Below are 24669 nucleotides of genomic sequence, written 5' to 3'. Positions count from 1 at the left end.
GCACGACTGCCTGGGCCTGCCCGGACTCCAGCGTGACCTGCTGGCCCACGCGGCCAACGAGCTCATCGACCACAGGATCGGTGGCCACGCCCCTTACTCCTGGGACCTGCGCAACGGCGACCGGAAAAGGATGGCCGATGGGGCAGGCGAGGCCGAGGGTGAAAGTGGCCTGGACGGTACTGCATAGCACTGGGACCGCCTACTGGGCGCGGGCCAGAAGTGGAACCTCATCTCTAGACGTGCTGGGAGTATCCTGGAGTGCAAGGGCAGTTCTCGAGCGGATCACACCCTCCCCTGTGCTCCCGGTCGTCAGGGAACATGGAGCGGGTCCGCCAGACCGGGGAGGTCATCATGGAGACCGAATTTTCGGGTACGGAGCTGACCACGGTCTTCGCCCGCATCCACGGCATGCTGCTGAGCCAGGAGAGCGCCACCTCCGCGGTGGAGCAGTTGGCCGAGGTCGCCCAGGACGTGGTGGACTCCGCGATCGGTGCCGGGGCCTCGCTGATCGACGATCAGGGGCACACCACGTCCACCGGCACCACAGACGCGGTGGCCGAGGCCGGGGACACCTTGCAGTACGAGCTGGGGGAGGGTCCGTGCCTGAGTGCGTGGGCCACCGAGGCCCTGCAACGGGTGGACGACACTGCCACCGAGACCCGGTGGCAGGGCTGGTGCGCGGGGGCGCTGACGCTGGGGGTCCGCTCGGCGATGAGCGCTCCGATGCTGTACAAGGGTCACTGCATCGGGGCGCTGAAGGTCTACACCACTACCGCTGACGGGTTCACCGCCGCTGATGAGCGGCGGTTGAGCCTGCTGGCGGCGGCGGCCGCGACTCTGCTGGGTGCCGCGCAGACCTCCGAGGCCCCGCACCGGCTCAGCCAGTCCTTGCGCACCGCCCTGACCGACCGGCAGACCGTGGATGTGGCCACCGGGATCGTGATGGAACGCCGCGGGCTGGACCAGCACCACGCCCGGGTGGCGCTGCTGGAGGCCTCCCGGGACCAGGGCCGACCCCTGCTGGAGATCGCCCGATCGGTCCTGGCCGGTTCCCTCGGCACGGATTCCTAGTGCTGGCCGGTGATGACGCCGTGGCCCGCGAACAGGCCCGCCTGCTGCGCCAGGCCACCCACCGTGCCGGGATCACCCGAGACCAGCTGTGGTTGCACTACTTCAGCCTCGGCGGTGAGGCCGGGGAGACTGAGGTCGATGCTTACCTGCACCAGTCCTTCAGCCTGCCGCCCTTCCAACGCGACCTGCTGGCCCATGCCGCCAATGAGTTGATCGCCCGGATTCCTCCGCAACAGGCCCCCTACGTCTCGGACCTCGTCAACGGCGACAACACCCAGGAGGACTGAGGAAGCTGCAGCGCATACCGCTGCGCTGAGTGTGGGTCCACCACCGGGGCGGCCGGGCACTGTGGTCGTTCAGTCCGGTCGGTCCGTGTTGTCCAGGAGGTGGTCGGCGGTCTGGGCGAGGGTCTCGCCCTGGTCGCGGGCGGTGTCCAGCAGGCTGGTGCGGGCGTTGTCCTCGGACAGGCTCCGGCGTTCCATCAGCACCCCCACGGCGCGCTCGATCCGATCCCTGTCCGCGACGGCGTCCAGCAAGGTGTCGTCGTGGCGCCGGGTGCGGTCCACCCCCAGCAGCACCGCCACCGGGCCGGCGAGCAGACTCAGCAGGTGTTCCTCGTGGTCGGTGAAAGCGTGGGGTTCGGCGGCGTAGACTTGCAACGCCCCGATCTCCTGACCCTCTATCACCAGCGGGACGCTGAGCACCGAGCGGATCCCTGCCTCGGCCACCGCCCGTCCCCATGCGGGCCACCGGGAATCGGTGGTGGTGTCGGGCACGTACTGGGGGCTCACCGTGTCCCAGGCGCGCAAGCACGGCCCGGCCCCGAGCTCGAACTGCAGCGCATCGGCTGCGCTCACTGCTGGATCTGTGGCGGCGACGGTGGTGCACGCTCCGTTTTCGTCGACGACGCTGATACCGGCCCCGACCGCCAGGGGGATCAGATCCCGGGCCACTTCCACCAGTCGGTCCACGGCCTCGGCGGTTGTCCCGGCCTCTACGAACACGTCCTGAACGCGAGCCAACGCAGCACTGAGCTGGGCCCTCGCTGAAGCCGGTTCCATCAGCTCTCCTCTGACAGGCCATTCAGCCCCTGAAAGGGCTTGACCTTCGGGCAAGCCCGCCGCCTGCCGATGCCACCATTCTTCTCCTCAGAGGCCGGGGGCGATACCTCGGGCGCCCACCACGGACGAGGCACCTGGAGAACCCACCGTGACGGCGACAGGCCTCCACGGACAGGCGCTCGGATACCGGATCAACCAGCGGCCGGAGAATCTTCGGTGAGGACCTCGAAGCCGCCCACGCGCCCGGTTTGAACTCGACCACCGCGCCAGCAACGACCAACCGCTCACGATCCCCGCCGAGGAGCACCGGTTGCGTCACGCCTCGACGGCCCAAGCCGCCCGAGGTAGAAGCAGGCCCTCCCGGCCCGTCCGCGCTGCCTCGCCGCAGGTGGCCTCCGGCGTCGGTGATGTACCAGGACGACTCGTGTTGCCCGCCCGGCGCGGCTACTCCGTTCCGGGTGGACATCACCTCCTTCTACTCTCACCCATGCCTGCAGATGCCCCCTTGAGCGAGTTCATCTGCGCGGCGACAGTGCGGGCCCCGCGATCTTCGACGGCCGGACTCGTCCTCTGGCAGCAGGCGTAGTCTTCAGTGAAGGGGCACCTCGCGAGCGAAAAACGACCGGTCGTCAAAACAGTGGCGGCGCGCACGGTGTCCAGTAGGTTCGACCCGCCCCGCTGGACCGAGGAGGTCCCCTTGCAACCCGAATCCTCACCCATAGAGCTGACCGCGGTTTTCGCCCGGATCCAGACCATGCTCCTGTCCCAGGAGCACGCCGTGGTCGCGGTGCACCAGCTGGCACAGGTCGCCCAGGACCTCATCCCCTCCGTGGCCGGGGCAGGGGTCTCCCTGATCGACGCCCACGGCACCCGGACCAGCACCGGGGCCACCGATCATCTCGTGGAGACCGCCGACGCCCTCCAGTACGACCTCGGCAACGGCCCCTGCCTGAGCGCCTGGGCCACCGCGACCCTCCAGCGCATCAACGACACCACCGACGACGACCGGTGGCCCCAGTGGTCGACGGCTGCTGCTGGCTCGGGGATCCGCTCGATGCTCAGTGTCCCGCTGGTGTTCCAGGACCGATGCTTGGGGACGATGAAGGTCTACGCCACCGTCGATAATGCTTTCACCGGCCACGAGGAGCAGCAACTGGGGTTGCTGGCCGCGGTTGCAGCCACACTGCTGGGCTCGGCCCAGACCGCGGAGGCGCCGCAACAGCTCAGTGTTGCGTTGCAGGCCGGGTTGAAGGATCGGCAGGCGATCGATCGGGCCACCGGGATGCTGATGGAACAACGGTCCACCGACCCCGACGACGCCCACGCCGTGCTGCTCACGGCCTCACTCACCCGGGGCCGGCCCATGGCCGAGGTCGCCCGCCAGATCCTTCAGCGACACCCGGACCCGGGCAACTGAGGTCCCACGGTAGAGCCCGACGGTGCCGGGGCGGAGCAGACCCGCTTGCCCTGGGAGGTCATCGGCGGCGCCGACATCGAAGGGAAAGCATCCGAAGCGCATCTCGTACGTGAGCGTCCACACCACTGCTCACGGACCGGCCCTGCCACCGCCTGGCTGTGGACCCCGATCCGGAAGAGCCCTCCGTCGCTCGTAACACCGAGGCACTCCAGCCCAGCCTGCACGCGACCAGGACCCGAGCACGACAGTCACGACGTGACCCGGCGCTGCTGCGACCGTCCCGAGACGGTTCGCCAGACTGGCGTGGTCAGAGGCGGCCCGAGGACCGGCGCCCTCCGGGGCTCACGCCGGCCGCGGCAGCAGCCTCAGGGGCCCGGCCCCGTTCCTCCGGTGGCCCGCCAGGGCGGTCACAGGGCGATGGGCGGGGATCTCGGCCGCGGTCAGCACCTCCACCGGGCCGACCCCTTCTGCGGTGCCGTCGTGCTCAAGAGCCCAGCGCAGCAGGTCCACCGCGCCCGCCTCCACATGCTCGGCACCGGTGAGATCGACGGTCACCGTCACCGGCGGGATCAGCGTCCGGGCCCGGGCCACCAGAGGATGGAGGGCGTGCTGGTTGGCCTCGGTCACGGACCTGGTGACGACCAGGCGCACGTAGGCGCCGTGCAGTTCGACCTGGACGAGCACGGAAAACTGGTGGTCCATGGGTGAGCATCCTTCATCGCATGCTGGAAACCTCAGGCCCTGCCCCGGGCCCTTCCCCACGGCAGGGAAGCTTCTGTCGGGCTGACAAGGAACGATCCTCACCAGGGCCCCACATTTCCCTAACCGACGGGTAGAACCCGCACCGTGGAAACCCTCGTCTGCCCTCAACGTTCCCAGAGCCCGTCGAGCAAAAACCGGTTGTGCCGCAACCAGCGGGACCAGGCACGCCCCCTTCCCCTTGCTTTACATATGGCCAAGATAGCGGCCATCAGCCAGCTCGGACACCACCCGATCGTGCGGCGGCCCCAGGCGGTGCTTCCGCCGGTGCTGGGGTCGTCACTAGCCTGGTGACACCATGATCGGCGCCGGGGGCGTCCGGTGCGGGACACGGGGCGGGGAGCACGAGATGGATGCAGGACGTGGGCACCCCGACGGCGAGGAGCGGAGCCCGCTGCCCAGGGGCGGGGCCCGGCGGGCCACCGTGGTGCTGTGGGCGCACCGGTCCGGCTTCCTCGTCACCAGCGTGCTGGCCGGCTGGGGCGTCTACCATCTCGTCCTCGAGGAGGTCGACGACGACGGGCGTCTGCCCTGGTTGTTCCTGCCGCTGTGGGTGCTGACGGCCTATGTGCTCCTGCCGCGGTTGAACCGTCTGCTCACCGGCATCTACGTCCCCAGCTACTTCATCGGGCGGGCCCGCACCTCCGACGGCCTGCTGGGGGACCCGGTCAACCTGGCGGTGGTCGGTACCCCCGAGCAGCTGTCCGCCGCGATGGTCGGGGCCGGCTGGACCGCCGCGGATCCGCTGAGCCTGGGCACCGGCTGGCGCATCGTGCGGGCGTCCCTGCTGCGCCGGAGCTACCCGGCGGCGCCCGTCAGCCCCCTGTTCGCCTTCGGGTCCCGGCAGTCCCTGGCGTTCGAGCGGGAGGTGGCGGGCAGCCCGGCCCAGCGCCACCACGTCCGGTTCTGGAGCTGCCCGCCGGGGTGGAGGCTGCCGGGCGGGTACGCCGTCGACCTCATCGGGGCGGCGACTTTCGACCGGCGCGTGGGACTGTCCCTGTTCACCCTCCAGATCACGCACAAGATCGCCGCGGACACCGACCGCGAGCGTGATCTCGTCGTCTCGTCCCTGCACTCGGTCGGCGCCACGGTCCACGTCGTCGAGCAGTACTCCACCGGCTATCACGCCCGCAACGGGGGCGGGGACGCCATCGAGACGGACGGGGACCTGCCCATCATCGACGTCCGCCCGGTCGGGGCGCCGAAAGGTGGCCTCGACGACGGGTGAGCAGTTCCGTCGGGCAGGATCACCGGGCGATCCCACGAATCAATCGGCCCGCCGAGTGGCACCGGCGCCGATTCCGCGCGTGCTCGCAAGATGGGGAAGTCAGGCTCAGGTCGGGTGCCGCGCCTGAGGGTCAGGCCATGGGCGCGAAGTAGGACGACGTGTCTCCCAACCAGGTCATGGAGTCGACCATGGCCGGGCGCCACACGTCGGGGCGGTGTCCGCCCGAGCTGGTGATGCGGGTGGTCAGCGAGGTCGGCGCCAGCACCTGCGGCTGGAATGAGGCCAAGGACTGCAGTGGCATTGGGTCGCCGCCGCCGCTGAAGAACCACATGTCCACGTCGGGTCGGTGCTGGGCGACGCTCGTTCCCAGCGTGTAACGGGGGTCGTCGGGGGCCGCCCACTGCTGGCCCGGTGTGTAGATCGGGGAGAAGTAGCCCGCAATGTTGATCGATCGGGGCCATTGGTCTGGATGGCGTACCGAGAGCATCGTGGCGCACCAGCCGCCGGCGCTGTAGCCCAAGGTGGCCCATGCTTGGGGGTCGTCGGCGGCGCGCAGGTTCGTGTTCACCCACTCCACTACGTCCACGGACACCCAGGATTCGTAGTGCCCGCCGGAGCCGTCGACGCACTCGGAGTCCAGCCCTGAGGAGTAGACGTCGGGGATGACCACGATCGGCTCGCGCAGCTGCCCCTGGGCCACCTGGTCCCGCACAATGCGGTCGAAGTCGAAGGTGTGGATGTAGGCCTCGGGAGTCCCGGGAAAGCCGGTGAAGGCGGTCAGGACCGGATAGGCGCGGTCAGGGCGGTCCAGGTAGGACGGGGGCAACCACACCAGCAGCTGCTGGGTGATGCCGGTCGTGGGCCCTGCCAGGTCGAAGGACACCCACTGACCTTCATCCGACGCCGCGGCGATCTGGGACCCGATGTCAGGATTGGACCGCGGATTCCGTTGAAGGTCGCTGAACGCCGGACCGTCCAGCGGTGCGGGGGAGCTCACGCGCCCGGGTTCCGCACCGATCACCGTCTCCGTCACCGGTCGGGGTGCGTCACCGGCGAAGAGGTCCGCCCAGGAGGAGTACCAACGGTTGTCCGCATTGAGCTTCAGGAACAGGGTGAGGACCGTGAGCAGGGTGACCAGGACCAAGGCCAGGGCCTGCACGAGGTACTTGCCCCATCCAGGTCCCCGGTGGCCGGGCAGCCACAGGACCGCGAACCCGGCGGTGATCACCAAGAGCACTACCGTGGTGACCAGCGGCACCCACTCGGTAAGTTCGTAGTCAGGCACTTCTTCTCCTGTCACTTGACTGTCCCCGACCGTGGCCTCGCGAGGTGAAGGGCCGATCGCCTGGGCCATGCAGGGGCGCCCCAACCGATGGACACGACCATGTCGGGGTTCGATCCCGCGGGTTCAAGCGCGTGGGGAAGGAGGACGAACGAACGGAAAGGTGAGTACTTCGCGGATCGTGGTGCTGTCCGTGAGGAGCATCACCAGCCGGTCCACTCCGATGCCCAGGCCTCCGGCCGGTGGCATGCCCGTCTCCAGGGCGTAGAGGAAGTCCTCGTCGATCTCCATGGCTTCCACGTCCCCGGCGGCCGCTTTCAGGGATTGCTCGGTCAGGCGTCGCCGTTGCTCGACCGGGTCGGTGAGCTCTGAGTACGCGGTGCCGATCTCCATCCCGTTGGCCACCAGGTCCCAGCGTTCGACGAGCCCGGGAACGCTCCGATGCGGGGCGGTCAGCGGGGAGGTCTCGGCCGGGAAGTCGCAGTAGAAGGTGGGGTGGATGGTGGCCGGTTCCACCAGCTCACCGTAGAGCTCTTCCAGCACGGCACCTGCTCCCTTGCCCGGCCCGATGCCGACTCCGTGCTCGGCGGCGATCTCCAGCAGCTCGTCGAGATCGGAGGTGATCGAGACGGGGCGTCCGACCGCCCGCGAGACGGCGTCGGTGACCCGGACCACGGGCCAGGGGCCGGAAACGTCGGTGAGCACGGAGACCCGTCCGGCGCCGTGGACGTCGCGCAGGGGCAGCAGGGGTGAACCGTGCAGGGTGGTGGCCATGGTCTTGATGAGACGTTCGGTCAGTTCGCGCATGTCATGGTAGTCGGCCAGTGGGTGGTAGGCCTCCAGCGAGGTGAACTCAGGGTTGTGCGTGGCGTCCGCGCCTTCGTTGCGGAAGTTGCGCCCGATCTCGAAAATGGGTCCCGCCCCGGCCACGAGCAGCCGCTTGAGGGCCAGTTCCGGAGCGATGCGCATGGTCAGCGCGGTGCCGTAGGCGTTGATGAAGGTCCGGAACGGGCGTGCGGAGGCGCCACCGTGGACGGTGTTGAGCATGGGGGTCTCCACCTCCCGGTAGCCGGCCTCCACGAGGAATCGGCGCATCGCCGTGATCGCGGCCGAACGAGCTGCGAGCACGTCCAGGTCATGGGGGTGCACGATCAGATCGGTGGATCGGCGCCGCAACCGTGCTTCCGGGTCCTCGAACCCGGAGAAGGGCACCGGGTGCAGCGCCTTGGCCACCACCGTGAGAGCCGACACGAGCAGGGAGGGCGTCCCGGTTCGGGATCGACCGGGGTATGCTTCCGCGACGATCAGGTCCCCGGTGTCCAGGGCCCGGGCCAGCACGCCGAAGTGCTCCACCCCCAGGACGTCGCGCTCGAGCACGGCCTGACGGGTGGTTCCGCCGTCGGTGACATCCAGGAAGAGCACCCCGCCGTGGTGGCGGATGCCCCGCACCCGTCCGTGCACCCGCCATCGGGGCCGTGACCTGTCGTCGTCGGTGGACGGCGTCGTGACGGTCGCCGCGGCCGGGTCCACGAGTCCCACGGAGGAGGCGGGGGCCACTCCGATCGGGTACGGGGGCATTCCGGCCTCTTGGAGCAGGCGCGCGTGCCGGAGTCGGTGCTGGGTCTGCTGGGTGCGTCGGGGCTCCCGCACGGATACCGGTGCTTCCTGGAGCGCCCGGATCCGGCGCAGCTGACTCTCGTCGAGTTGGTGCTGCGATGCCGGTGCGGTGAAGGGCATGGGCAGGAAGCCCTCGGCCTGGCCGGCCGCGGCCCCGGTGCGGGCCAGGGCCAAGGAACCGTCGAAGCACAGATAGCGGGGCACCCACTCCGGGCGGTACTTGGCGTTGGCCCGGTAGAGGCTCTCCAGCTGGAAGAACCGGTCGAAGAACCCCAGGACGGAACTGTTGATCCGGGTCAATCCACCGGCACCCAGTCGTTCGGCGTCGACGAAGACCGAGCGGAACATCGCAAAGTTCAGCGACACCTTTGTGAACCCGCGTGCCGAGCCCTGCTCCATGAGCTCGGCGACCATCAGCTCGGTGGTGCCGTTCGGCGCGTCGGGGGACCGGCGCATCACATCCAGGGAAAGACCACGCCGCCCCCAGGGCACGAACGAGAGCAGGCCCACCACCTCGCCCTCGCGGCGATGAGCGGTCACGACCACACACTGCTCGTCGGCCGGATCGGCCCACCTGTTCAGCGCCATGGAGAACCCGCGGTCCGGTTCGTCTCCACGCCATTGCTCCGCCAGGGCCCCCAGTCGCCTCAGCTCACCAGCGGGCAGCTCCGCGTGACGGCGGATCCGTACGCTCAACCCGTCCCGGCCGGCTCGGCGTACCGCTCGGCGTACCTCGGTCATGGACGTGCTGGCGAGGGAGAACCGATCGGTGTGCAGGACAGCCTCGTCCCCCAGCGTGGTGACTGCCAGCCCTGCTGCGGCATGCGTCCTCGCTCCGGCCTCGGATGCCGCCAGCACCGCCGGGGTCCAGCCGTACCGGCGGGCACGTTCCTTCCACGCCGCAACCGCCTGGGGCCAGGACAACGGGTCTCCCACCGGGTCACCGGCGGCCAGAGACACACTCCCGACCACCCGGTAGGCCACCGCCGCCCGGGCATCGGGGGAGTAGACGACCTCCTTGTCACGACGCGTGGCGAAGTACCCCAGTGAGTCGTCCTCTCCGTGGGCGGCCAGGAACGAGCGCAACGCCACCTCCTGCTCCCCCGACCAGTCCTCGTTGCGCCGGGACGGGCGGAGGAACACGTAGAGGGCCGAGATGAGGGTCAAGGCCAGCAGCACCGAGGTCAACAAGGGAATCCACTCGGGCACCGCCTCGTGGAAGCGCGGATTCCCCACCGGTACTCCCAGGGCACGGGAGATCGCCGCGGCCAGGACGGCCCAGTCGTCGACCGCCGTGGCGGTGACTGCCAGCAGCAGGACATGAGTGAGGGCCACCGACAGGGCGACCCCGGTCACGAGCGTCAACGCAGCGGCCCCACCAGCCCCTGACCGCGTGCGTGCCGGGAAAGCGTCTCGCACCCACCAGGTCAACCACAGCAGGGGTAGGCCCACCGCCACCGCCAGCACCTCGAAGGCGAGGTGGGTGGGCCCTGTCCTCGCTGCCGGGCCCACCTCGAGGTCGAAGCCCCACACCCCGACGAGGATGCCCGCAGAGATCAGCATCCCTGCCAGTTCGAAGGCGGCAACGATCACCAGGGCCATGCGCTTGCGCCGGATAAGGGCCCCGGTGAGCAGGAACAGGGTGACAACCGAGACCAGCGATGGGCTCAACGGGATGTTGAGCGCACCCAGGATCATGGTCGGCCAGTGCACGAGGGAGGGGCGCAGCAAGTGCACGAACCACAGCACGAGGGCGAGGACCGTGGCCAGGGCGAAAGCCCAGACCAGCACCTTCGCCCACCGTTCACGGGCAGTCGGCACCGGAGCAAGTCCGGACGCGGGCACGGGCCCGTCGGCATCGGCGGCAGTGGGAACCAAGGGAACCGGCGCGGAAATACCCATGGGCGGAGATCCTTCCCGGTGACATCCGCTCTTAGCCTAGGCAAGGAGCCGGTCCTGCGGTAGACAAATCACGTTGATCGTCACGTGGATGAAGCGGCCCGTGCAGCGGCGGAAGGGCGAGCGGTGGACCTGTGGAGCTTCATCGGAACAGCGGCCGCGACAGGCTTGGGCGGATTCGACCCCGGGCCAGCCCTGATCGGGGCGGCCGCGCTGGGCTCCGGGATTCCGCATCGCCATGTGCTGGGCTTCGGGGCCGTGCTGATCTCGGGGACCGCGATCTGCGGGATCGTCCTGACCGCGCTGGTCGGTTCGCGTCTGTCGCGGGTGGACTGGCATGCTCTGCTGCGCGATGGGGCCACAGCGGCCTGGATCGAACTCGCGGTAGGGGTGGGGCTGCTCGTCTACGCCACCCACCGCCTGGTCCGCCGTCATCACGGCGCGCGGAGCTCGACCCGGCGTCCTCCCAACGTGACAGGCCTGTACCTCACGGCCCTCGGATTCGTCGCCATCGTCGTGTTCGACGTGCCGTTCGAGATCTTCGTGACTGCGGCGGGCGACCAACCCCAGTGGCTGGTGGGAGCCGGATGGACCCTCTGGGCTCTGATCTCCCAGCTGCCCTTGGCCCTGCTCCTCGTCGCCATCATGGCCAAGAGGCACACCGCCATGGTGCGCATCGTGACGGCTGCCCAAAAACGCCTGGGCCCGCTGGCCCATTTGTTGCTCGGAACGGCGCTGGGGTTGGTGGGGTTGTTCCTGACCGTGGACGCTGTGCGATTCCTCGCCATCGGCCGCTTCCTGATCGACTAGCCCGACTCCTGGGACGCACGGGTGGGACCCGTGCACAGGACCGGGTGCCGGGACGACATCTCGCCCACACATGGCGAGTCCCGGGGCGGAAGAACCACGGGCGTCTCGGCCAAGCCACAGTAGACTCCGTGGCCATGGGCTGGGTGCACGTAGTGACGACCGTGTTCCTCACCATGGAGTACGGTCTGAAGCTGGTCGCCGTCGGGACCGTGCCGGAGAATCGCCGCCCGTCGTCGTCATCGGCGTGGTTGCTGCTGATCCTGTTCGTGCCCTTAGTCGGTTTCCCGCTGTACTGGCTGATCGGCAGCCCCTATGTGCGGGGGCGTAGGCACGCTATCCAGGCCGAGGCCAATCAGCGGCTGATCGAACACACCGGGCACCTTCCCTCGGTACCCCTCGGCGCCGAACCTTCGCCGGCCCTGGAGTCGGTGCTGCGCATGGCTCGTCGGCTCACCGCCCTGCCCTGCATCACAGGGACCGACGAAGGGCTCCTCGGCGACACGGGCGAGGCCTACGCCGCGATGACCGCTGCCGTCGCCTCCGCCCAAAATTACGTGCACGTGGAGTTCTACATCATGGCGTGGGACGACACCACCGACCCGTTCTTCACTGCGTTGGCGGATGCTGCAGGGCGAGGCGTTGCGGTACGTCTGCTGATGGATCACCTCGGCTCACGCAAATATCCGGGGTGGCGGCACTTCCGCCGCCGACTGACGGAGTCAGGCATCGAGTGGCACCTGATGATGCCGATCTCCCCACTGCGCGCTCAGTGGCGGCGCCCCGACCTGCGCAACCACCGCAAACTGCTCGTCGTCGACGGCGAGACCGCCTTCGTCGGCTCCCACAACATGATCGACCCGGCCTATGGCAGCGCGAAGAACGCACGACTCGGGCGTCGGTGGAAGGACCTCACCATCAAGGTCAGCGGCAACATCGTGCTCTCGGTCGAAGCGGTCTTCGCCACCGATTGGTACACCGAGACCGGGGAGCAGCTCGACCCCCGGCAGCACTTCGTCCGGAAGCCGGAACTCGTTCCCGGAGGCACTGCCAATGCCATGCAGCTCATTCCCTCGGGACCAGGGTTCCCCTCCGAACCCAACCTTCGCATCTTCACCTCCCTGGTCCATCTGGCCGTCGAGAAGGTGTCGATCACCAGTCCGTACTTCGTGCCCGACGAATCGTTATTGGCAGCGATCACGACGGCCGCCTACCGCGGGGTACAGGTGGAGCTGTTCGTGGGGAAGGAGGCCGACCAGTTCCTGGTGGGGCACGCTCAGCGTTCGTACTATCGCGTCCTGTTGGAGGCAGGCGTGCGCATCCACCTCTATCCCGCCCCGACGGTGCTGCATGCGAAGTACCTGACGATCGACGACAGCGTGGCCGCCATCGGCTCCTCGAACATGGACTTCCGCTCCTTCACCCTCGACTACGAGATCATGCTGCTCGCCTTCGGCGGGGACCTGGTGGCACGTCTACAGGCCAACGACAGGCAGTACCGTGCGGTCGCCCACCAACTCTCCCTGGCCGAATGGAGAAGGCAACCCCGATACCAGCGCTACCTCGACAACGTCTGCCGACTGACGTCGGCCGTCATGTGAGCTTTCCAGCACTCGACCCCGGCCTGCCGGACGCAGTCGTGCCCGGCACCGCGGGGCAACCACGACGCGGGTGAGACGGGAGTTCATGGGCGCGAGCACGATCACATGTGAGACCACCGCCACGCTGCTCCTGGCACGTGGCGACTCCGGTAGGGCTGGGCAGCGCCGCGCTGACAGTTGTCGGAGCCGCGTGCTGACGACCGTCGTCGTGTGCACGACGCAGGGATCCTTTTCCCGCCGACGGGCGTACGATGAGCCGCGTCGGCGTTCACCGGCCGTAGGAAGTGGTCCCTGTGCGAACCTTTCCGCACCTCCTCCCTGTTCGTCGCCAGTCGGAGCGTCCAGAGGTCGAATCGTCGCCCCGCGCACCCCTGCCGTCAGGAACGGCCTCTGCCGTTGACTCGTCGCCTCCCGCGCCGCAGGCGGTGTCCCCGTGGGCCGACGGGCTGGGCCGGGCCGGGGCACGGGCCGTGCAACTACTGGCGCTCACGGCCGTGGCAGCGATGGTGCTCTATGTCCTACTGGCGCTGAAGACCGTCGTGCTGGCGGTGGTGGTCGCGCTCATTCTCGCCTGCGCGGTCCGCCCCCTGGTCCAGGTTCTGACGCACCTTGGGTGGGGCAACACCGGGGCGGCGGTTACCGTCTTCGCCTGCCTGCTCGGCGTCATGGGCGGGGTCATCACGGGGGTGGTGCTCGGGGTGCGCGGGCAGCTGGACGACCTGGTCACTGCGGCCACGACCGGCTGGCAGCACTTTCAGCAGTTCCTCGCCACCGGACCCCTGCCGGCGCCGGTGGACGCGGACACGCTCAACGCGGCCCTGGCCCAGCTCAGGGACTACCTCGCCAGCGCCGGCGCCCGGCAGAGCGCCCTGAGCGGTTTGACGGTGGCCTCCGAGGTGCTGACCGGCGCCGTGCTGATGGTCATCGTCCTGTTCTTCTTCCTCAAGGACGGTCCCCGCCTGTGGAGCTTCATGCTGCGCTGGTTCACCGGGAACACCCGGGCCAAGCTCGCCGAGTCCGGGGACCGGGCGGTGAGCATCCTGGGTTCTTACGTGCGAGGTATCGCACTGATCGCCACCGTCGATGCCACCTTCATCGGGATCGGGCTCTGGGCGGCGGGAGTACCCCTGGTCGTTCCGCTGACGATCATCGTCTTCCTCACCGCTTTCGTTCCCATCGTCGGCGCCCTGGTCGCCGGAACACTGGCCGCACTGGTGGCGCTGGTGACCAACGGCCCGGTCGCGGCGCTGATCGTCGTCCTGATCGTGGTGGTCGTCAATCACCTCGAAGGCTATTTCCTGCACCCGGTGGTCATGGGCCACACCCTGCGTCTGCACGCTCTCGTGGTGCTGCTGGCCCTGTCGGCCGGCACCGTGCTCGCCGGGGTCGCCGGAGCGGTGCTGGCCGTGCCGCTGACCGCCGTGACCTGGGCCGTGCTGCAGGTCTGGACCACTCGCTACCAGACCGGCGAGGACCCAGTGCTGGGGCCCGATCCCGTCTCCCCGGAGGAAAGCGCAGCCGCCCGGGTCAGCCGGTTGAACCGCCGCCGATACCAGCGCATGCGCGGCCAAGACCGTCCCGCGCCCTGGGCCACGTCTCCACCCCCGCGTTTGTCCTCCCACCCCCGGATCTCGCCCTGACCCTTCACGGTCCCGGCCGTTCACTCAGCGACCACAGCCGACAGGACAGGTCGATGGGAAGCATCGTGGGCAGCGGATCCGACAGTGCTCCCGGACCACCGTCGGACCCGTCTGCCGATGCCGTTCCCCAGGCACCAGGAGAGGCGCTGGTCCGGGAACGGCAGGTCGTCATGCCGGAGCCGTTCGTCGACGTCGTCGTGCCCCCGCCGCGGACGGCAACACCCGCTGGGGTCATCGCGGCTGGAGCATCATGCATGCGCGTCGTCGCGGCGTGTGCTGCCGTCCTGTCATTGGAGCGGGACTGCGTCACAGTCGGCGGACAAGCGGATCGGGTGGCAGTCCGGCGGTACGCTCAGGCGATGGGCAACGCCTCCGGCCAACTGTTCATCGCCGAGATGCACGACGAGTTCGGCACCTGGATGCTGGGGTACACACCGTACGGCGGCGGCGACCACGGTGACGTCGCCGCGGTGGCTGCAGCGGTGGGCGACGGCGACGACGGCGCGTTCTACGACGCCTGGGTCACCGCCGGTGACCGGGCCGTGGCTGAAGCGGAGGCCGCAGCCTCTGCTGGGCACCGCTCAAGTGCCGAAGATCTGTACCTACGGGCCAGTGCCTTCTACGCCAGCGCCTATCATCCGCTGTACGGCGCGCCGGTCGACCCCCGGTTGCTGCACGCCTACCGGGCGCAGATGCAGGCCTTCGACCGGGGCATGGCGCTGCGCGACGTTCCGGTGCCACGAGACGAGGTCATTCTCGCGGACCCGGAGCACGGGGCGGTCCGCATGCCCGTCTACCTCATTCCCGCCCCCGGCCACGAGACCGCGGTGCGGCCGTTGCTCATCCTCGTGAACGGCTACGACGCCACCATCACGGACGTCTTCTTCGCCTCCGCGGTTGCCGCATTGCGCCGCGGTTATCACTGCCTCTTGTTCGACGGGCCCGGGCAGGGCGGGGTCCTCTACGAGCAGGGAGTGCCGTTGCGGCCCGACTGGGAAGTGGTCGTCTCGGCCCTGATCGATCACGCACTGTGCTCCCCGCTCGTGGACCCCGACCGCATCGCGGTGAGCGGCTGGAGCCTGGGCGGCTACCTCGCCCCGCGGGCGGCATCCGGAGACCCCCGGATCGCCGCGTGCATCGCGGACCCGGGTCAGTGGGATCTCGGCGAGAACATGCGCGACTTCGTGCACCGGTTCGGGGCGACGTCGGAGGAGGCTGCGGATCCGCGTTTGATCAGTGACGCCCTGCTGGAGCGGATCACCGCAGCCGTGCGCGCCAACCCCAAGCTGACGTGGGCAATCCTCCAACGGGGGTTCTGGGCCAACGGTGTCAGCGACATGCGCGGTTTCCTCGAGAAGACCGCGCAGTTCACCCTCCGCGACCGGATCGTCGACATCCGCTGCCCGGTGTTGCTGACCAGGGCGGAGAACGATCCTCTCGCGGCGGGGGTCGAGCGGTTCGCGGCCGCGCTGTCGGCCCCGGCCACGGTCGTCGACTTCAGCGCGGCCGAAGGAGCCGGCGAGCACTGCGAGATGATGAACCGCTCCCTACTCAACCGCCGAGTGCTCGACTGGCTCGACGACATCCTGGAGTCGCGACGATAGGCGTACTGCCCTGGACCATGAGGGGCGACGGCTTGAGCCCCGGGACGAAGTCGAGGTCACCCGAGGAATCGTTTCAACTGTCCAGGCCCGGTGAATGATCTGCGCGAGCTGCTGCCGCTGCCTCTTGGTGCGCGGCGCACTATGCGTCTTCGACGCTCTGGTCTGTGCGACCGCGGACCGGAAACCCCGTGGTCTTCGGCCGTACGGCCATGACCTGTCGGTCCGGTCTTTGGTCAGCTCCACCGTCAGAGCGCCGGAAGCGGCCGGCTTTCCGCAGATCAGCGCCACTTTCGGTCACAGTCCTCGGCTGCTGCGCTCCAACGGAGAGGATGAGTCATAAGTATGCGTGGATCCACAGGGGGCGATGCGGGCGCTGGGGACGCGGTGACTGACGGTCAGACCGAGGAGGCCCGGAGCGAGACCGGCACAGCGGTGGAGCTGTTGTGGCCGGGTCAGTTGGTGCAGGCACGGGTGCACAGGGTGGTGCACTGGATTGGGACGGTGGAGACTGTTTCGGTCCCACTGGGGGTCGTGTGGATCCGCGAGGACGGGGTGGGGGAACGCAGGCTGCTGGACCTGCAGGAGTACCAGGTGCACCCCCAGGACCCCTCCGACGAGTGATCTGGGCCGGCCACAACTGGTGCGCCACCGGTGCGGGCGGTTGCCGGCGCGCCAACCGTTGTTGCTTTACATATGATCTGCTACCGGCCGGGCTCACGAAGCGGTGGCGCCGTAGGGGATGCCCTCCGCATCAGTGATCACCTCGACGCCGTCGGGGCGTAGCATCGGCCGGTGACAGAGATCTGACAGGAGAAGTGTGGAGGTGGGCCGCCGTTGGACGTGCTGATGGCGGCCCTGCCCATGGTGCTGACCCTGGGTCTCCTGCTCGTGCCGGCGCCGCCATGGGTGGCTCCCGCGGCCGGACTGGTCTCAGCCGTGGTGATCGGCTTGGCCTGGTTCGACACCCCGGTGGCGGAGGTGTCCTCGGCCTTCGGCGAGGGCTTCTGGATCCTGGTCGAGGTGCTGGCGATCATTGCCGGCGGGATCCTGCTCTCACGCGTCATGGACCGGACCGGCGCTCAGGAGAAGCTGGCCCGGTGGCTCTCGGACGGCGGTGGCCCCACGGTGGTCTCGGCGCTGCTCATGGTGCACGGGGTGGTGCCGTTCATGGAGACCGTCACCGGGTTCGGCGTCTCCGTGATCATCGGGCTGCCGCTGCTGCTGTCCCTGGGGTTCACGCCGTTGCGAGCGGCCTCGCTCTCGCTGGTGGCGCTCATGGTGGGCCCGTGGGGCTCCATGGGCCCCGGCACTCTCCTGGGCTCCCAGATCGCCGGCGTCACCCTGCACGACCTCGGGGTGGCCTCCGGGATCCTGAACGTCATCGCCTTCCTGGGATCCGGTGCCGTGGCCGCGGTCATCGCCGGCCGGGGACTGCCCACCTCCGATGGCCGGGCCCGGCCCCGGCCCGCTGACTACGGCGCCTGGATCGGCATGGGACTGGCATCGGGCGTGGTGCTGTTCGTCCTGGTCCTCGCCGCCAATCTGGCGTTCGGCACGGCTGTGGCCGGTGCGGTGGCCACCCTGGTGATGTCCGCGGGCTGGGCCGGCGTGATCAGCCGGGGACGGATGGGGCCCGCCCCGGCCCGCGCTCTGGTGCCGTACCTGGTGCTGCTCGGGGGCACCATCATCGGGCAGCTCCTCGAAGGCCTGCTGCCACCCGGTGGGTTCGGCGCGGTGCTGGGCTCGCCGGCCCTGTGGTCCATCAGCGGCGCCCTGGTCGGCGTCGTCGTGCTCTCCATGGGCAGGGAGCACCGGCGGCGACTTCCGCGGGAGGCCCGCCGGATGTGGCTCCAGGTGGCGGCGCCGACCGGCCTGTACCTGGTGCTGGGCTCCGCGGTCTCCGGGGGCGGGCTGGCCGAGGCGCTGGCCACGGCGCTGACCGGGCTGGGACAGGCCTACCTGTTCCTGGTCCCCGTGGTCGGTGGCCTGGGGGGATACATCACGGCGTCGGGCACGGGCGCCAACGCCATGTTCGGCGGCACCCAGGACGCAGCCGCGCATGCCCTCGGCATGGACCCGCTGTGGATGATGGCCTCCCAGAACGTGGCGGCCGGACTGGCCTGCCTGGCCAGCCCGGCGCGCATCGAGCTCGCCTACCGGATCGCCGGCCCACTCCAGCGGAAGGACACCCCCGGGCCCGTCCTCACCCGCGGGGCCCTGGTGGCCAGGACCCTGCCGTTCGTGCTGGTGTGCTTGGTGCTGTGGGGCATCGGGAACATGCTCTGGATGCCGGCGGCAGGCTGACGCCCGCTCCGAAGTCCACGCTGTCCACCGAGGACCGGTGGGACTCCACCCTGGACGAGCACGAGCGGCTCGTGCGCGCCATCGAGGACCAGGACGAGCAGACCGGGCGCACCGTCCTCCGCGAGCGGCGCATCGGCACGCGCTGCCGGGTCATTCACGTCGCGGCCGGGGAGCCGGCCACCCAGGCAGCACGAGATCCGGGCATGTCCAGGACTGCCCTGTGCCGCCGCGTCCGTGGGCGGCCGCCAGGAGCGGTGTCAGCTCGGTGGCACCGCTCCTGGGGTGCTCTCCCAGTACGCCCTTCACCAGGGACTCCCTGAGTCCTGCCATTCCTGATGAGGTGGTGCCGTCGCTGATCCGTCGGGCCCTTCCCGCACGCTCGGGCGACTGCACGGACGGGTCTCCCACGACGTCCGCCCGATCTGTTCCGCTGCCCCCACCGCATCAGCAGTTCCCCTTGCTGACCGTCAACGCCTACGCCGCCCCCTCCGCCGGCGCACCGCTGGAGCCGACCACGATCACCCGCCGCGAGGTGGGTCCGAACGACGTGCTGATCGAGATCGCCTATGCCGGCATCTGCCACTCCGACATCCACACCGTCAACGGTGACTGGGGACCCCAGAACTACCCCCTGGTGCCCGGCCACGAGATCGTGGGCGTCGTCGCCGAGATCGGCCCCGAGGTCACCGGCCACGCCGTCGGGGACCGCGTCGGGGTGGGGTGCATGGTCAACTCCTGCGGGCAGTGCGCCACCTGCCGCAACGGGGACGAGCAGTACTGCCTGGCGGGCATGGTGCCCACCTACGGCGGGGCTGACAGGGACGGCACCATCACCCAGGGCGGCTACTCCACCCACGTGGTCGTCGACGCCGGCTTCGTGCTGTCCGTGCCCGCCTCCCTGGACTTCGCCGCGGCCGCCCCGCTGCTGTGCGCCGGGATCACCACCTACTCCCCGCTGCGCCGCTGGGGCGCGGGCCCGGGCCGGAAGGTCGCCGTCGTCGGCCTGGGCGGGCTGGGGCACCTGGCCGTGAAGATCGCCGCCGCGATGGGCGCGGAGGTCACCGTGCTCTCGCAGTCGCTGAACAAGAAGGAGGACGGGCTGCGGCTGGGTGCCGACCACTACTTCGCCACCTCAGACCCGGCCACCTTCGAGCAACTGGCCGGCACCTTCGACCTGGTCCTCAACACCGTCAGCGCCGTGATCGACGTCGACGCCTACCTGTCCCTGCTCACCGTCGACGGGGCCCTGGTCAACGTCGGGGCCCCGGCGGAGCCGCTGAGCCTCAACGTCTTCTCCCTGATCGGCGGCCGTCGCACCTACGCCGGGTCGATGATCGGCGGCATCGCCGAGACCCAGGAGATGCTCGACTTCTGCGCCGAGCGCGGCATCCCACCGGAGACCGAGCTGATCTCAGCCGACCGGGTCAACGAGGCCTACGAGCGGGTGCTGGCCTCGGACGTGCGCTACCGCTTCGTCATCGACGCCGCCCCCCCTGGTCTGAGCCCAGGCGCTGGACCTGCGGACCCGCTGCCCGGACACCACCGAGAGGACACCATGGAACTGACCGATCTTCTGGAAAAGCTCGACGCCGGGCGCACCATCACGGGGGCCTCGCCCCTGCACGAGGTGATGCACCGGGTCAGCCAGGAGGCCCTGCGCATCACCGGGGAGCTCAACTGCGGATACCGGGAACCGGCCCGGGTGCGGGAGCTGCTGGCCCAGCTCACCGGCAAGCCGGTGGACGCATCGGTGACGGTGTTCCCGCCCTTCCACTCCGACTTCGGGAAGAACATCACCCTCGGGAAGCGGGTTTTCATCAATTCGGGGTGTACGTTCCAGGACCAGGGCGGGGTGGTCATCGGCGACGACGCCGTCGTGGCGGCGGCGTCGGTGGTGACCAAGGACGTCCCGGAGAGGTCCGTGGTGGTGGGGTCCCCGGCACGGGTCGTGCGCTCCGTGAGCGACTGAACCGCGCCGGGTGGGTGTCCTTCGGTGGCCCCCGGCCCGACCCCCCCCAGCGAGGCTGGGCGGTCACGACATACCGTCTAGGAACCGCTGGTGAACGCTTCCGCCCCGTTCATCGCCGAGGCGACGAGGTTGCTGCGGACCGGTGATTCGCCGCCGGCGACCGCCCCGCTCCAGCCGTCCGTGGTGGTGACCGCGGCCAAGTTCGACTGCAGCAGCACCATCAGGGTGCGGTGCAGATCCTCGGCCGAGACCTGACCGGCCTCGTTGGCGAGGCGGATCGCGCCGGTGGCGTCGGCGAGGATCTCGGCGGCGAAGCCGAGTCCTTCGGCCTCGACCGCCGTGGCCAGGTCGCAGTTGTTGGTCATGTAGCCGACGACCGTGATCGTGTCGACGCCGCGCTCGCGCAGCCACTCGGCCACGCCGGTGCCGGCGAAGACGCTGCCGTACCCCTTCACGACCTGCTTCCACTGCCGGTTGTCGAGCTGCTCGAGATCGGGGTGGAGCGGGTATCCCGTCGAGCCGGGCGCGAAGATGGGGGCGCCCTCGTCCGTCTCGTGCTGGACCATGACGACCGGCATGTCCTGCTCGGCGGCGACCGCGAGAGCCCGGCCGATGTTGGCCAGCGACACCTCGAGGGGCGGGTACTGGATGGACATCGGGCCGTCGAAGTACTCCATCTGGGCGTCGACGACGATCAGGGCGCGGCGGGGAATGGTCACGGTGTCTTTTCTGGAAAGTGGGATGGGCAGGCTGTGGTGCTCGGCCCGTCTTCATGCTCCTGCCATGCCGGTCGCCGCCGCGATCGGCCCGCGTGCACTATCACGATGGGATCGGGCCACTTCTCCTCCGTGGTGGACCCGGTATGAGGGGAATGACAAGGTGCGGATCGCGATCCATGCGTTCGAGGGTGTGACGATGTTCCACCTGGCCGTGCCGCAACTGGTGTTCGGCGAGGTCACCCGGCTGGGTCTGGCCGAGGGCTGGGACACGGTGCTGTGGAGCACGGGCGCGGACATGGTCACGACGGCGGAGGGCTACTCGCTGGGCCGTCTCGCCGGGCCAGAAGCTGCCGAGGACGCCGACGTGGTGGTGATCCCCTCCTGGCCCTATCCGCCGGTGGCCGTCGACGAGCCGTTGCGCGCCGTGCTCCTGCGCGCGCATGCCGGTGGCGCCGGGGTGGTGGGTCTGTGCATGGGGGCCTTCGCCGTCGCCGAGGCCGGCCTGCTGGGCGGGCGGCCCGCCGTGACCCAATGGGAGGGGATGGACGAACTCGCGTCCCGTCACCCGGAGCTGGCTGTCGAGGACTCGGTGCTCTACATCGACCACGACGACGTCATGACCTCCGCCGGCACGGCCTCCTCCCTGGACGCCTGCCTGCACCTGGTCCGCAAGCACCTGGGTGCCGCGGCCGCCAACCGGGTCGCCCGCAGCCTGGTCGTGGCCCCGCACCGGAAGGGCGGCCAGGCGCAGTACATCCAGCGCCCGGTCGCCCGGCCCGACAGCGGGGATCCCCTGGCCGCCACGCTGGACTGGGCGATGGCCCGGATGCACGAGCCCCTGTCCATCGACGAGCTCGCCGCCCACGCCCGGATGAGCCGCCGGACCCTCGTGCGCCGCTTCCGCGACACCACCGGCACCACCCCCGCCCGCTGGGTCCTCGCGCGACGCCTCGACGAGGCCCGCAGCCTGCTCGAGACCACGCGCTGGGGTGTCGACCGGATCGCGCTGGCCTGCGGCTTCGGCAGCGCTGTCACCCTCCGGCAGAACTTCGTCTCGGCCTACGCGACCACGCCGTCCGCCTACCGGCGGAGCTTCGCCACCCGAGAGGCTGGCGGGGAATCCCGTTAGGTGCAGGCTCCGGAACGTCCGGAGCACCCCTTAGCCTGGTGACACCATGATCGGCGCCGGGGGCGTCCGGTGCGGGACACGGGGCGGGGAGCACGAGATGGATGCAGGACGTGGGCACCCCGACGGCGAGGAGCGGAGCCCGCTGCCCAGGGGCGGGGCCCGGCGGGCCACCGTGGTGCTGTGGGCGCACCGGTCCGGCTTCCTCGTCACCAGCGTGCTGGCCGGCTGGGGCGTCTACCATCTCGTCCTCGAGGAGGTCGACGACGACGGGCGTCTGCCCTGGTTGTTCCTGCCGCTGTGGGTGCTGACGGCCTATGTGCTCCTGCCGCGGTTGAACCGTCTGCTCACCGGCATCTACGTCCCCAGCTACTTCATCGGGCGGGCCCGCACCTCCGACGGCCTGCTGGGGGACCCGGTCAACCTGGCGGTGGTCGGTACCCCCGAGCAGCTGTCCGCCGCGATGGTCGGGGCCGGCTGGACCGCCGCGGATCCGCTGAGCCTGGGCACCGGCTGGCGCATCGTGCGGGCGTCCCTGCTGCGCCGGAGCTACCCGGCGGCGCCCGTCAGCCCCCTGTTCGCCTTCGGGTCCCGGCAGTCCCTGGCGTTCGAGCGGGAGGTGGCGGGCAGCCCGGCCCAGCGCCACCACGTCCGGTTCTGGAGCTGCCCGCCGGGGTGGAGGCTGCCGGGCGGGTACGCCGTCGACCTCATCGGGGCGGCGACTTTCGACCGGCGCGTGGGACTGTCCCTGTTCACCCTCCAGATCACGCACAAGATCGCCGCGGACACCGACCGCGAGCGTGATCTCGTCGTCTCGTCCCTGCACTCGGTCGGCGCCACGGTCCACGTCGTCGAGCAGTACTCCACCGGCTATCACGCCCGCAACGGGGGCGGGGACGCCATCGAGACGGACGGGGACCTGCCCATCATCGACGTCCGCTCGATTCGGTGGAGCGGGTGATCAGCGTTCGGGGTTGGGGGTGAAGGTGTGGCCCAGGGCGGTGGAGACCTCGGCGAAGATCCGTGTGGCCGGGGTGGCGCACGGCAGGGTCCTGGGGTCGTCGGCCAGCACCGGGGACTCCGGGCAGTCCCCGGAGGGGATGTCGCTGGTGGCCTGCACGACCACGGTGGTGTCGGTGGTGGTGTCGTAGTAGACGGTGGTGTTGTACCCGGGCTGCGTCCCGGTGTGCCCGACCCAGCCGTCGATGCACCCGAAGCCCAGCCCGTAGCCGGACTCGGGGGGCTGGAACGAGGTGAGGCGTTCTCGCTGGGCCTCCGGTTCCAGCAGTCCGTGCCCGGTGCCCATCGCTCGGCCGTAGGCCAGCAGGTCGTCCACCTCCGAGATCAGGGCCCCGGCGGTGGCTCCCCAGCTGGGGTTCCAGTGGGTGGCGTTGGCCGGTGCTTCAGGGGTCGCGGTGTCGCCCTGAAGCGTGAAGCCCTGCGCGTAGGGTTCCGGCATCTCGGTGGAGGTACCGGGCCAGACGGTCTCGTCGAGTCCCAGCGGGTCGAAGATCTGCTCCTCCAGGACCTCCCCGACCGGCTGGCCGGTGACCTGTTCGACGACGAGGCCCAGCAGGATGTAGTTGGTGTTGGAGTAGTCGAACTGCGCACCGGGGGCGAACAGGGGGGATTCCGAGACGCCGACGGCGACCAGCTCCTCCGGGGTGAAGACCTGCTGCGGATCCGCGAAGAAGCGGTCCGTGAACTGGGTGCTGCGGGTGTAGCTGGCCACCCCGCTGGTCATGTCCGCCAGCCGGCGCAGGGTGATCTGCTCTCCGTTGGGGATGCCGTCGATGTAGTCGGCGATGGGGTCCTCCAGGGAGAGCTCGCCCTCCTCGGCCAGCTGCAGGACCAGGGTGGCGGTGAAGGGCTTGGTGACCGATCCGACGCGGGTGTGCACCCCCACCTCCATGGGCTCCCCGGTGGCCGGGTCGGCCACCCCGTAGGCGGCCGTCCAGGTGCCCTCCGGGGAGGAGACCCCCACCACCGCACCGGGAGTGGAGGCCTGGGCGAACGAGGCGCGAGCGGCGGCGTCCAACGTCGTCGCCAGTTCCTCGGGCAGCGGCTCGGACATCTGCGCGGAGGGTTCTCGGGTGACGACGTCGTCGACATCGGTGACACAGGCCTCGGAGCCCGTGGCCGGAGCCGACGGTGCCGCCGCGGCGGCCGGGGTGGCCGCCGGCCCGGCCGGGGAGGGCGGCCCGGCGGTTGCCCCGCCGGTGGTCCCGAGGAGGAGCACCGCCGCCGTGGCGGCGGCGAACGTGTGGCGTGTGGATCGTGCAGGTGCGGACATCTTCGTTTCCTTCTCGATCGGCGCAGGCCGCTTCCGGGGAGGGCCTGCACCCGGAGAACAGTGCTTCCGGCTCAGTCGCCATGGGCGACGATGTCGACCCCTGCGCCGCACTCCACCGCGAAGGCACATCCCGACAGCACGCACGGGCCATGGAATCGATGAGATGACGGGCCGGTCCACGGCCCTGGATCACCAACCGGCCCCGGCGGACTCATGGGACAGGCGGTGCCCCCAGCGTAGGACGGCCTTCCGGACCGGCCGGCCGACCTGCC

Annotated in this window: 17 protein-coding genes and 2 pseudogenes; 13 read left to right on the top strand and 6 right to left on the bottom strand. The window is 69.8% G+C overall.

All coding sequences use genetic code 11. The annotated features are described in order from the left end of the window. The 3 genes and pseudogenes from RF647_RS13455 to RF647_RS13445 all read left to right on the top strand — a co-directional run. Nucleotides 1–187 (top strand): annotated as a pseudogene (locus tag RF647_RS13455) (hypothetical protein); the annotation flags it as partial. A 164-nt stretch (nt 188–351) separates the two neighbouring features. Continuing rightward, nucleotides 352–1071, top strand: coding sequence for a GAF domain-containing protein (locus RF647_RS13450; protein ID WP_368812143.1), 720 nt, complete (start codon nt 352–354; stop codon nt 1069–1071). Beyond that, complete coding sequence (locus tag RF647_RS13445) at nt 1071–1358, top strand: hypothetical protein (protein WP_368812142.1); 288 nt, start codon at nt 1071–1073, stop codon at nt 1356–1358. The genes RF647_RS13450 and RF647_RS13445 overlap by 1 nt, the downstream gene beginning before the upstream one ends. A 69-nt stretch (nt 1359–1427) precedes the next feature. Here RF647_RS13445 and RF647_RS13440 read toward each other — a convergent pair whose 3' ends face one another. Further along, a complete protein-coding gene (locus tag RF647_RS13440; protein ID WP_368812141.1) occupies nt 1428–2132 on the bottom strand; it encodes a GAF and ANTAR domain-containing protein in 705 nt (234 codons plus the stop codon). Between the two features lie 697 nt (nt 2133–2829). Here RF647_RS13440 and RF647_RS13435 point away from each other — a divergent pair. Then, complete coding sequence (locus RF647_RS13435) at nt 2830–3549, top strand: GAF and ANTAR domain-containing protein (RefSeq protein WP_368812140.1); 720 nt, start codon at nt 2830–2832, stop codon at nt 3547–3549. Nucleotides 3550–3891: 342 nt separating this feature from the next. Here RF647_RS13435 and RF647_RS13430 read toward each other — a convergent pair whose 3' ends face one another. After that, on the bottom strand, nt 3892–4251 hold the full coding sequence (locus tag RF647_RS13430; RefSeq protein WP_368812139.1) for a hypothetical protein: 360 nt from the start codon (nt 4249–4251) through the stop codon (nt 3892–3894). 406 nt (nt 4252–4657) lie between these two features. On the opposite strand from RF647_RS13430, the gene RF647_RS13425 reads away from it, so the two are divergent. After that, nucleotides 4658–5536: an LssY C-terminal domain-containing protein gene (locus tag RF647_RS13425; protein ID WP_368812138.1), complete on the top strand. Its 879-nt coding sequence runs from the start codon at nt 4658–4660 to the stop codon at nt 5534–5536. A 130-nt stretch (nt 5537–5666) separates the two neighbouring features. On the opposite strand, the gene RF647_RS13420 is transcribed toward RF647_RS13425, so the two are convergent. Both RF647_RS13420 and lysX read right to left on the bottom strand, forming a co-directional pair. Further along, nucleotides 5667–6821 (bottom strand): alpha/beta hydrolase, encoded by a 1155-nt coding sequence (locus RF647_RS13420; protein WP_368812137.1) that lies wholly within the window; start codon nt 6819–6821, stop codon nt 5667–5669. Nucleotides 6822–6944: 123 nt separating this feature from the next. Beyond that, nucleotides 6945–10256 (bottom strand): bifunctional lysylphosphatidylglycerol synthetase/lysine--tRNA ligase LysX, encoded by a 3312-nt coding sequence (lysX, locus tag RF647_RS13415; RefSeq protein ID WP_368812136.1) that lies wholly within the window; start codon nt 10254–10256, stop codon nt 6945–6947. Nucleotides 10257–10460: 204 nt separating this feature from the next. Between lysX and RF647_RS13410 the strand changes: the two genes are divergently transcribed. The 6 genes and pseudogenes from RF647_RS13410 to RF647_RS13385 form a co-directional block, all read left to right on the top strand. Next, entirely contained in the window at nt 10461–11144 is a 684-nt protein-coding gene (locus RF647_RS13410; protein ID WP_368812135.1) for a hypothetical protein, read from the top strand. 134 nt (nt 11145–11278) lie between these two features. Continuing rightward, nucleotides 11279–12742, top strand: coding sequence for a cardiolipin synthase (cls, locus tag RF647_RS13405; RefSeq protein ID WP_368812134.1), 1464 nt, complete (start codon nt 11279–11281; stop codon nt 12740–12742). Nucleotides 12743–13167: 425 nt separating this feature from the next. Continuing rightward, nucleotides 13168–14382 (top strand): AI-2E family transporter, encoded by a 1215-nt coding sequence (locus RF647_RS13400; protein ID WP_368812133.1) that lies wholly within the window; start codon nt 13168–13170, stop codon nt 14380–14382. A gap of 254 nt (nt 14383–14636) precedes the next feature. Continuing rightward, nucleotides 14637–15986, top strand: coding sequence for an alpha/beta hydrolase family protein (locus RF647_RS13395; protein WP_368812132.1), 1350 nt, complete (start codon nt 14637–14639; stop codon nt 15984–15986). An 840-nt stretch (nt 15987–16826) separates the two neighbouring features. Beyond that, nucleotides 16827–18290, top strand: coding sequence for an L-lactate permease (locus RF647_RS13390; RefSeq protein ID WP_368812148.1), 1464 nt, complete (start codon nt 16827–16829; stop codon nt 18288–18290). Between the two features lie 457 nt (nt 18291–18747). After that, a pseudogene (locus tag RF647_RS13385) lies at nt 18748–19779 on the top strand (NAD(P)-dependent alcohol dehydrogenase); the annotation flags it as partial. Between the two features lie 557 nt (nt 19780–20336). On the opposite strand, the gene RF647_RS13380 reads toward RF647_RS13385, so the two are convergent. Next, entirely contained in the window at nt 20337–20978 is a 642-nt protein-coding gene (locus RF647_RS13380; protein ID WP_368812131.1) for an isochorismatase family protein, read from the bottom strand. Between the two features lie 160 nt (nt 20979–21138). On the opposite strand from RF647_RS13380, the gene RF647_RS13375 reads away from it, so the two are divergent. Together RF647_RS13375 and RF647_RS13370 are read left to right on the top strand one after the other, a co-directional pair. After that, the gene (locus RF647_RS13375) at nt 21139–22107 is read left to right on the top strand and encodes a GlxA family transcriptional regulator (protein WP_368812130.1); all 969 of its coding nucleotides are present in this window, start codon (nt 21139–21141) and stop codon (nt 22105–22107) included. A gap of 97 nt (nt 22108–22204) precedes the next feature. Then, a complete protein-coding gene (locus RF647_RS13370) occupies nt 22205–23065 on the top strand; it encodes an LssY C-terminal domain-containing protein (protein WP_368812129.1) in 861 nt (286 codons plus the stop codon). Here the strand turns inward: RF647_RS13370 and RF647_RS13365 are convergent, their stop codons facing one another. Next, nucleotides 23066–24397 carry a serine hydrolase domain-containing protein gene (locus tag RF647_RS13365; protein ID WP_368812128.1) on the bottom strand — a complete coding sequence of 444 codons (1332 nt, stop codon included), beginning with the start codon at nt 24395–24397 and terminating at the stop codon, nt 23066–23068. Nucleotides 24398–24669 lie beyond the last annotated feature (272 nt).

Source organism: Kocuria sp. CPCC 205263 (assembly GCF_040981075.1).
Lineage (GTDB): Bacteria > Actinomycetota > Actinomycetes > Actinomycetales > Micrococcaceae > Kocuria > Kocuria rosea.
The sequence above is the reverse complement of the archived record's forward strand: the minus strand, read 5'-3'. Positions and strand labels throughout refer to the sequence as shown.